10 protein-coding genes and 1 pseudogene are annotated in these 9,941 nt (G+C 40.0%); 4 read left to right on the forward strand and 7 right to left on the reverse strand.

The features are described 5' to 3' along the window. Window positions 1-163: 163 nt before the first annotated feature. A complete protein-coding gene (gene dacB, locus CALSC_RS13795; RefSeq protein WP_088241904.1) occupies window positions 164-1,621 on the reverse strand; it encodes a D-alanyl-D-alanine carboxypeptidase/D-alanyl-D-alanine endopeptidase in 1,458 nt (485 codons plus the stop codon). A 170-nt stretch (window positions 1,622-1,791) separates the two neighbouring features. On the opposite strand from dacB, the gene CALSC_RS27865 reads away from it, so the two are divergent. The 3 genes from CALSC_RS27865 (at window position 1,792) to CALSC_RS13805 (ending at window position 4,090) form a co-directional block, all read left to right on the forward strand. Then, complete coding sequence (locus CALSC_RS27865) at window positions 1,792-1,917, forward strand: hypothetical protein (protein ID WP_268807213.1); 126 nt, start codon at window positions 1,792-1,794, stop codon at window positions 1,915-1,917. Window positions 1,918-2,152: 235 nt separating this feature from the next. Beyond that, window positions 2,153-3,337: an RNA-guided endonuclease InsQ/TnpB family protein gene (locus CALSC_RS13800; protein ID WP_088241905.1), complete on the forward strand. Its 1,185-nt coding sequence runs from the start codon at window positions 2,153-2,155 to the stop codon at window positions 3,335-3,337. A gap of 249 nt (window positions 3,338-3,586) precedes the next feature. Further along, window positions 3,587-4,090, forward strand: a complete 504-nt coding sequence (locus tag CALSC_RS13805; RefSeq protein ID WP_088241906.1) for a DUF2085 domain-containing protein — start codon at window positions 3,587-3,589, stop codon at window positions 4,088-4,090. 57 nt (window positions 4,091-4,147) lie between these two features. Here CALSC_RS13805 and CALSC_RS13810 read toward each other — a convergent pair whose 3' ends face one another. The 5 genes from CALSC_RS13810 to petM form a co-directional block, all read right to left on the reverse strand. Further along, entirely contained in the window at window positions 4,148-5,737 is a 1,590-nt protein-coding gene (locus CALSC_RS13810; RefSeq protein ID WP_088241907.1) for a glucose-6-phosphate isomerase, read from the reverse strand. A gap of 462 nt (window positions 5,738-6,199) precedes the next feature. Further along, entirely contained in the window at window positions 6,200-6,886 is a 687-nt protein-coding gene (nblR, locus tag CALSC_RS13815) for a response regulator transcription factor NblR (protein ID WP_088241908.1), read from the reverse strand. 193 nt (window positions 6,887-7,079) lie between these two features. After that, entirely contained in the window at window positions 7,080-7,997 is a 918-nt protein-coding gene (locus CALSC_RS13820; protein WP_088241909.1) for an NAD(+) kinase, read from the reverse strand. A gap of 109 nt (window positions 7,998-8,106) precedes the next feature. After that, a complete protein-coding gene (locus tag CALSC_RS13825) occupies window positions 8,107-9,096 on the reverse strand; it encodes an SDR family oxidoreductase (RefSeq protein WP_088241910.1) in 990 nt (329 codons plus the stop codon). Between the two features lie 148 nt (window positions 9,097-9,244). Beyond that, window positions 9,245-9,349: a cytochrome b6-f complex subunit PetM gene (gene petM / locus CALSC_RS13830; RefSeq protein ID WP_088241911.1), complete on the reverse strand. Its 105-nt coding sequence runs from the start codon at window positions 9,347-9,349 to the stop codon at window positions 9,245-9,247. A 185-nt stretch (window positions 9,350-9,534) separates the two neighbouring features. Here petM and CALSC_RS26480 point away from each other — a divergent pair, with 185 nt between their 5' ends. Beyond that, window positions 9,535-9,693 carry a hypothetical protein gene (locus CALSC_RS26480; protein WP_159460616.1) on the forward strand — a complete coding sequence of 53 codons (159 nt, stop codon included), beginning with the start codon at window positions 9,535-9,537 and terminating at the stop codon, window positions 9,691-9,693. Window positions 9,694-9,713: 20 nt separating this feature from the next. Here the strand turns inward: CALSC_RS26480 and CALSC_RS27475 are convergent. Then, window positions 9,714-9,941: pseudogene (locus CALSC_RS27475) on the reverse strand (IS5/IS1182 family transposase); the annotation flags it as partial.

Consider the following 9,941-nt stretch of genomic DNA (forward strand, 5'->3'; position numbering starts at 1 on the left):
AGCTATGTCCTACCGGACACGCTATCTCCTTTCAGGAGACGCTTCGCGCTTCGCGCTCCAAACCATCCTGGAGTAGGATATTTTTCCTCTTCCCCTACTCCCTACTCTCTACTCCCTACTCCCTACTCCCTATTTTGGTGATTGGTTATTTGTATTTCATCAATTAACAACTTTTGAGCTGAGCTAGCATCACAACAATTTCATCTACAGCTTTTCTCATAACTGAACTTGGTTGTCCGGTTTGATTCACCATAATGCTGAAAGTTATGGGATCATACTGAGGAGGATTTGCATATCCAGAAAGGGTGACAACACCGGTAAGGGTACCTGTTTTAGCTCGCACAATTCCTGTCGCGGGTGTATTTTTCATCCGATTTCTTAAAGTACCACTAACACCTGCAATGGGAAGAGAAGCACGAAAAACTTCTGTTTGGGGAGATTTTGCCATTCCTTGTAAGGTTTGGACTAAGGCTTCTGGACTAATTAAGTTCTTGCGAGAAAGCCCGGAACCATCCACAATTTGATAACTTTGGGGATTTACTCCTAACTGATTTAATGTTGTTTGGAGAATTTTTAACCCGACATTAGCTACATTCTGCTGATTCTTTTGGGTACTTTTACTAGCCAAAGCTCTTAATAAAGCCTCAGCGAACAAATTATTACTATTAATATTAGTCTCCAATAACAACTTAGATAATGGTGGAGATTCTACAGCTGCTAATTCCCTTTCATTCCTACTACCAACTGCTGTAAATGTCCTAGCTACAGAAATTCCTTCTCTAGCCAAATGTATCCGGAAATGACGCATAAAATGTTCAATCGGATCGAAAACAGCGATCGCAGTAATATCAGGTCGAGAACCAACCCCTAATTGACCATTAATTCGCAATATAGGTCCTTTTAAATCCCGAGTTACTTCTACAAAACTCGATTCCCCTTGAGCAATGGTGACGGAATTATTTTCCACTCGCCACCGATATGCTTCTGTGGGCTGATCCCACTTAACTTTTAGTGGTTTGCCCAAGGTTTGGGGATAGATTCTTAATATGGAAGCATTTTCATTTAAAATTAAGCTATTGACTGGTGCGCCGTAGTAATATTGCACATCTTCCCACATCCAACTAGGGTGAATAATATCCCCTTGGGAATAACTATCGTCAGCAATTAACTTTTTGATTTGGCGAATACCCTTCTGGCGTAACTGCTTGGCTAAACTTTCTAATTGAGCATCCTTCAAGCTAGGATCTCCCCTACCTACTACTCGCAAAATACCTTCACCATCTTGATAAACAGAGGTACGAATGCGGAAATTAGGTTCTAGTGCTTGTAATGCGGCGGCGGTGGTTAGTAGTTTGGTGTTAGAAGCAGGAACAAAGTATTTTTGAGCATTACGTATATAGAGAGTTTGATTGGAATCCTGATTTTTGACTAAGATTCCCCAACGTACCCGATTAAATAAAGGTCGATTAACTACAGCATCTACAGCAGTGGTTAATTGGCTGGTACAAATAGTTTTTCTAGTTTTTTTTGTAGTTTGTGCTGTTGCTGCTGGGGAAGTAAAACCAATATGGGTAGTGAATAGCAGTAGTAGAAGTAAACCCTGAGTAATTTTATGAGACATTAGATAACTGATGATGGGAAATTCTTAGCCCACTTTATGGCTTAGGTGAAGAAGGATGTCAAGAACGTTGTTGTTAAACCATAAAGTTTACCTATTTCTCCGGGTTTTAGCTATAACAACAAGAAGCCTCACGCCTACCTGACAAGGAGGCGTTGAGATGGCAGTCGCTCATGGGGGAAACCAACACCAGTCGTCTGCGACGGGAAACCCGTCTACAATGCTGGCTCCCCAAAACCGCGCTGCCTCATGAATTGCGAGGTAAAAAAGAAACACCCTACAACCGAATTAAGCCGTAGGCTTGACAGTCAGTGGGGTAGTTGAGTTTTTACCAATATTCTGTTCTGGAAGTGTGTCTATAAAATCTTCGATTATTGCTGTCATGGTTTTATCCATAGCTATTGAATATAAACGCAGCTGATTCAATCTTCTATCAATCAACCTTATTTACAATCTTTTTTTCTTCCTAAATGTACGAATTATGTGCGTACATTTATGATAACTTATATATAGGTCGATAAACAATTTAAAACCATGAGAATTTCATACCAATACAAAATCAAGCCGACAAAAAATCAACGTGAAACTATCGACAACACCCTAGAAATGTTGCGGTATCAATACAATTATTTGTTGGTTAAAAGATTAAATTGGTATGAGCAAAATAGATGTTATATTGATAGATGCCCTCTTGTTTGTTATCTTCCTGAATTAAAAGAGAAACCCAACTATTACAACCAAAAAGCATCTTTAAGACAGCTAAAAAAGGATAGAACTTGGTACAAAAACATTCACAGTCAAGTATTACAAGAAGTCCCGAAAAAAGTTGAGATAACTTTTGACAGATGGTTGAAAGGCGATTGTAATGGGAAAAAGTCCGGTAGACCAAGGTTTAAAGCGTCATGTCGTTACAGAACTTTTACTTATCCCCAATTCAAACAACATCATTTTGTAGGGGATAGAATCACTCTTTCAAAGATTAGGGATGTTAAGGTAATTGTTCATAGACCTATTCCTGTTGGTTTTACCATCAAAACTGTATCTGTTACTAAAAAAGCTGACGGCTACTATGTAACTCTAAGTCTTGATGATCAGTCCGTACCTATGGTTAAGCCCGACTTTGATTCTAATAACATCGTAGGCGTTGATGTAGGTTTAATCGATTTTTATGTTGCCTCTGATAACACCCGAATTTCTGCACCGAAATATTTACGTAAATCTGAACGCCAATTACGTAAAGCTCAAAAACGAGTTTCAAGACGTAAAAAGGATTCTAACCGTCGTCAAAAAGCTATTAAAAAATTGGGTATCAAGTATAAAAAAGTTGCAGATACCCGTAAAGATTTTCATTTTAAAACGGCTAATCAACTGCTCAAAAAATATGATGTAATAGCTGTTGAAAAGCTAAATATAAAAGGTCTAGCTAAAACTAGACTTGCTAAAAGTATTCATGATGCTGGTTGGGGACAATTCCTTTCAATACTTTCAAACAAAGCCGAAAATGCTGGTTTGTTGGTAATCCCAGTAAAGCCTCATGGAACTTCTCAAGAATGCTCAAATTGTGGTCACAAAGTAAAGAAAAGTTTATCGCAACGGGTACATAATTGCCCAGTTTGCCACACATCAATATGTCGTGACCTCAACGCAGCAATCAACATCAGGAAGCGTGGGACACACGCCCTGTCTAAAAAAGCTCAGTCAATGTCTGGGGTTGCCTAGAGTCGCTGAGAAGCTCACACTCATCTGAAGGGGAGTGTGTGGAGTATGTCACTTTCCCAGATACAAGAGGTATAGCGCTACGCGCAAGTAATAAATAATAAGTAATAAGTAATAAGTAATAAGTTTACTGTTCATAGGTTTGGTGCTTCAAAAATGTCTTAACGTGCTTTGGTAGTGCTATATATATTATTCTAAATTTGTGAGCAATAAAATCCTGGAACTGTCTGAAATCATCAAGTAGGAGAAATAATGCAACAAGTAGGGAACGCCAATAAGCCATCAATTCTTTGGAGCAGTTTTATTGCTGACTTTCTATTAACAGGAATGGTTATTGGTCCAGTGGTTGCTCCTTTTTTAGCAGCATCTGGTTTGCCAATTTTACCTATAATTGCCGATATTATTTATTTTATGGGCATTCATGTCTGTCCCCAGCCAACTATGGGTGTAGAGTTAGCACCACCATTTATTATGGCTGTGTGTATGCGTTGCTACGGTACAGTTACAGGCTTATTGATCACTCGATTATTATATGCAGTTACTAGTGGTAAAGGTTTTTACTGGCTGTCTCAGTATAATTGGAGTGGTGTCGCGATCGCTAGTGTGTTAATGATGGCTTATCCTTTGGAGTTAGCAGCACAAGTTTTTGGTATTTGGAGTTTTCATAATTACCTAGTTATACCTTTTGGGTTAGTTACAGGTTTAGCTTGGGGTTTGTTTACTATGCCAATTTTGCATGGTATTGATCATGGTTAAAAGCAATGAGTATTCTCAATTGAGAATACTCATGTAGGTAGGAAAATGAGAATAGAACTATAAACTGACAGCAACCTTTAAGCTAGCAGGTTGTCCAAGATTACCTTCTAAAACTACACCACGTTGGTTGGCATGGAGATGACGCACAATCATATACATGGACTCGATTTTCTCTGGCATACCAGCTTTTTGCGCTAAAGTTGCCAAAGAAATTGGTGTTGACTCTTTTTTCAACACTTCCATGACTTGTGTCTGTAATTCCAGAATCGCCGCCGCAGCTTTTTTCCCTGCTTCTACTCCTGGTTGGTGGTAAGCATTAATATTTACCAAGCTGGCATATAAACCCACAGTCCGATCATATAAAGCAATTAATGCTCCTACAGTGCGGGCATTGACTTGGGGAATTGTCACCGTAATTGAATCGCGGTGATTTTCATACAATGCTTGTCTAGTTCCTTGAAGAAAACCAGAAAGATAATCTCCTGGAGTAATTCCTGGTTCGATTTCTGAAGATTTACCGGGACGATCTTCCAACACTTCAATCAAGGTAGCAAAGAAGTTGGGTACACCTTCACGTAACTGCTGTACATAGGCATGTTGGTCAGTAGAGCCCTTATTACCATAAACAGCAATGCCTTGATAGACAATGTTGCCATCTAGGTCTTTTTCTTTACCTAGTGATTCCATTACTAGCTGTTGTAAGTAACGGCTAAATAATAGTAAGCTGTCCTTATAAGGTAGGACAACCATGTCTTTTTCTCCCTTACCATTACCTGCAAAGTACCAAGATAAAGCTAGTAAAGCTGCGGGATTATTTTCTAAATTGGCAACTCGGGTAGCGTCATCCATTTCCTTTGCCCCTTGGAGCATGGCACGGATATCAATCCCTTGCAAAGCAGCAGGTACTAGCCCCACAGTAGACATTTCTGAAGTGCGTCCTCCTACCCAGTCATACATGGGAAACTTTGCCAACCACCCTTCTGAAGTGGCAATGTTATCTAATTTACTACCATCCATAGTGATAGCGATCGCATTTTTGGCAAAGTCTAAATTCTGAGCAGCAAAAGCCCGTTTCACCTCTACCATGCCATTACGAGGTTCGGGAGTACCTCCAGACTTAGAAATTACTAATACCAAAGTACTAGATAAACGATCACCCAAATGAGAAAGTATGCGATCGATACCTACGGGATCAGTATTATCAATAAAGTGAATCTGAAGGGGTGGTACTTCTGAGGCTAATGCTTCAGCCACAAATTGGGGACCTAGGGCAGAGCCACCAATCCCAATCGAGAGAATATCCGTAAAACGAGGTCCTTGGGGAGGATGAATCCCACCAGTGTGGACTTGTTCCACAAATGCTTCGATTTGCTCAATGCTATTGGCAATTTCTTGAGTAAGTTCTGGAGTTGGTGCTAAATCGGGATTACGCAGCCAGTAATGTCCTACCATGCGGTTTTCATCTGGGTTCGCAATAGCCCCTTTCTCCAGTTCAGCCATCTCTACAAAAGCTTTCTTGAACTTTGGACGACAAGCCTCCACAAAGGCATCATCAAAGCGCATCCGGCTTACATCCAAGTACAATCCTAATCCTTCGTGGAAATATAACCATTGCTGGTATCGTTGCCAAAGTGCCGTAGCGTCCATAAGGAAATATCAATTAAAGTGATTTTCACAAACAAGTTTAAGCTAAGGTTAGCTTCATCCCTTGTCCCTTTGATACAGTTTTCATTTTTAGCTCAAGTTAAGGGTGAAACAAAGAAGTGTAAGGAGTGAGGGAGTGGGGGAGTGAGGGAATGATGGTTGATAGTTGATGGTTGATGGTTGGAAGTTAAGATTTTTTATCTTTCACTCTTTCACTCTTTCCTTCTTTCTCTCTTCCCCCTCTCCCTTGTCTCTCCTATCCTGTAAGGGTTTTAGGAGTTGTGGGTAAAGCATAGACCTAAAGGCGAGGGAATTCTCAACAATTCGTAAACATAATTCAAGTTCTTTAACCAAGTTTGATTGGTATCTAGAACAAAAGTCATGAAATCGTTTATATAACTACACAATTAGATTAGGAGATTGTTGAAACATAAAACCTATGAGCAGTACACTTTTGATTTGCGCCTAAGAATCTCTCAACACATATCCAACACCGCGTACTGTTTGAATTAAGCGTTTTTGACCTTCATCTTCAATTTTGAGACGCAAGTAGCGAATATATACTTCAATCACATTAGATTCGCCCATAAAGTCATAACCCCAAACATTTTCCAGAATTTGTTCCCTAGTTAATACCTCACGGGGATGTTCCATCAGGTACTTCAGGAGTTCAAATTCCTTCATAGTTAAATCTATAGCTCGTTCGTTGAGAATCGCTCGCCGTGTGGCAATATCTAACAATAAATCACCAAAACGTAGTTGTTCTGAGGTACCTGTATTGGGTTGTAAATATAATTTAACCAATTTGAGAAAATCTTCAGAGCGATAGGGTTTGAGAAAGTAATCATCAGCTCCAGCTTCTAAACAAGCTACCCTATCTTCAACACTCTCCCTTGCCATTAACATGAGTAAAGGAGATGTATTGCCATGATGGCGAATATTTTTGCACAACGAAATTCCTGACTCACCCGCAAGCAAGCGATCAATTACTACTAAAGCGGGTTGATATTCCTGACTATACTGCAAGCCCATCATGGCATCATGAGCCTCAATTGGATGATAACCAGCTTCTTTTAAATCAAAAGCCAATTTGTGTGCCAGGTTTTCGTCACTCTCAACTACCAAAACACAAGGAGTGTGAGCAAAGGTCATATCTATTTTGATTTTGGATGAAAGGGTGTTGGCGGACTATATTTATATAAAATAAGCTTCCTATATGCAATAATATCCGGACATCAGCTCAAGGAGGAGTGAGGGAGGGGAAGAGTGAGGGAGGGAAAGAATTAAATACTCCTAACTGTCAACCAACAACCAACAACTAACAACCAACAACTATTAATTGAAATTACGGTAATTCTACTGATGTAGGTTTAGCAATGTGTGGTAAACCCCAACCTAATTTTTCGCGCAAAATACGGAAAAATTCTGGTGATTGGAGACGAATGAAGCGGGTAACATAGTGCGATCGCTCTAAGTACACTCTATCTTTAGGTAATATATAACACCCTCCATTTCCATCCACTGTCATGACTAATCTGGGTGTATTTACAGGGTAAACATTTACGGCTTCACTATCTGGAAAGACCAACGCCCTAGATGCCAAGGAATGTGGACAGATGGGAATTAATTGTAATGCAGGGACTCCAGGAGTTAACACTGGCCCTCCCGCACTCAGAGAATAAGCAGTTGAACCAGTTGGTGTACAAATAATCACACCATCCGCAGCAATGTCAACTGGTGCGTGATGACCCACGGCAATTTCAAAATGGCACATGGAGGTCAATGGTTCTCGATGCAACACCATCTCATTTAAGCAAAGAGCTTCCCACAACACTGTATTCTCACGAAATACTTGGACGGTAAGCATTGCTCGTTCTTCAATTTCATAATCACCAGCTATTACCTGGTCAATCGCATGGGGTATCTGGTTGATATAAGCTTCTGTCAAAAATCCCATATGACCAGTATTTACTGTCAATATGGGGATTCCACAAGGGGCTACTTGACGAGATGCAGCCAATACGGTTCCATCTCCTCCCAATACCACAGCAAACTGCATTTCTGCATCAAAGCCTGGTGGTATTAGCCCCCTGATTGGGGTATGACAAACGGGGCTTTCTGGCTTCGAGTAGCCCAGCATTCCGCCAATGCCGTTTGTGAGACATACTTCCCAACCAACGGCACTGAGCTTTTCTTGAAGTTCCACAGCGATGCGACTCGCTATTGGTTTCACACTATTGTAAATAATGCCTACTTTCGGCACACTCAAATATCCAAATTCTAAGCGATGCTTTGTATTATGTTATCGTTACATACTTTGGACAATCTAGTCATTAGTCCAAAATTAATAAGTAATCTTTGTAGTCTGTTGACTATTGATTATTAACATTTTTGAAGGGGGACTTTTTTGCCTTCTTCTTCTTGGTTTTTGTTTTCTGATAATCAAGTTCTTTAAGCTTTTTCATAATCCGGTTAAAGTATTCTTGTAAATAGCTTTCTAGGGTTGTGGTTTCATTCACATCGAAGCCAAAAATCTCATATACATCTTCCATAGGAGCGTCAAGTGGTTTGCCACTGGCAATAACTTCCGTAAATGCCAACCGATCCGACACGTTCCAGCTCCACTGAAAGAAGCGTAAAAGTCTACGCACAGTACGCAATAAGTTAATTGGCATTCGGGTAATTTTTGCCTCTTTCCCAGATAATCCTTCACAGATACGAATAATTTCTTCTGCACTCCAAGCACGAGTCCCTACCACTGGAAATGCTTTATTCTCTGCCTCTTTTAGGGATAAAGCTCGAACTACAAATTTGGCAGTGTCTTGGGTATTCATGTAAGCAATGGGAGAGGATTCCCCTGTCACCCATACTGGCTGTCCTTCCAAAATCGGAATTCCATACTGACCAATTAAGCCCTGCATAAAGCCAGCTAGACGCAAAATGGTATAGTCTAAACCTGATTCTGCCAAAAATAGCTCCGTACACCGCTTAATTTCCATTAACGGTACTTCAGGATACTTGTCGGCATTCAAAATTGATAAGAAAATAAAACGGTCTACCTTAGCAGCTTTTGCTGCTTGAATCAAAGCTACTTTTCCTTCCCAATCCACTTTTCTAATACTCAAAGAATCAGTGGGACGGGCTGTAGCAGCATCTATGACTGCGGTTACACCTTCCAAGGCTGGAGTCAAACTGTCTGGGACACATAAGTCACCTCGCACTAGTTCCGCACCCCATTCTTTCAAAAATGCAGCTTTTTTAAAGTTTCGGACTAGACAACGTACCTTATACCCCTCATCAATAGCATGACGAGCTACTTGTCTTCCTAAGGTGCCAGTAGCACCAACTATTAATATTGTCATGGAGTTTCGTAACAATTAGTAAAGTTTTATAAAAAATCTTATCAGAATTATATATGTAAACATATGTTTACAAAAAAAATATCCCGGATATGGTAGCAAGAGACTTGATGTCAGTCTCTTGCTTTTCGGGATTAGATATTAAGAATTTCTATTCTTCTACGCCTTGAATTTTCAACAATAATGTGCCTACAGCCCAACCTACGAAGATTAAGCCAAAGGACAAAAGTACTGCGTTTAACATTTCACCGCCCATTGGTGTAATTCTCCTTGACGAATGTTTTCACTAAGTTTGTGGGTTCGAGAGCCACTATTTTGCGTGGATTTCTCCATAGGTTAGCAAGTGGCAGGATTTAGGATTGTCCTAGAAAGTTCGCTTATACCATGAGATACAAGGCAACGAGGAGCAAATTATTCTCTGCTTCCTTTGCGGTCAAAACTATGATTCCACCGCAAGGGGATGAGACTAGTGTAAAGTATTTTAAACTAGTTTGGCAGTTTGTTTGGCAAATAATAGGTTTTTTGAAATATCTATTTTTGTTTTTCAAGCTAGAAAAAGGCAGTGCCGATGAAAAAAATTTTTCACCATTAATTATCTAAAGTATAGTTTTTCCTTTTTACTAAGGAATTTTAATATATTGCAGCACACATACGAGGGCTAATCGCCAAGGAGTTTTAGCTGGTTGTCCTTGTGTTGAAAATAGTGCTTCAAAGTCGCGATCGCCAAAAATAGTGCCAATTTCATTCTGCATTTTCATAGACAAGCTGCCTTTGGGAAAGGCTAAATGGGCTACCCATGCTGTTGTTGAGGGGATTGGGTCGATATTTTGAGGGGGAATCAGATAATC

This window comes from Calothrix rhizosoleniae SC01, from assembly GCF_900185595.1.
Lineage (GTDB): Bacteria > Cyanobacteriota > Cyanobacteriia > Cyanobacteriales > Nostocaceae > Calothrix_A > Calothrix_A rhizosoleniae.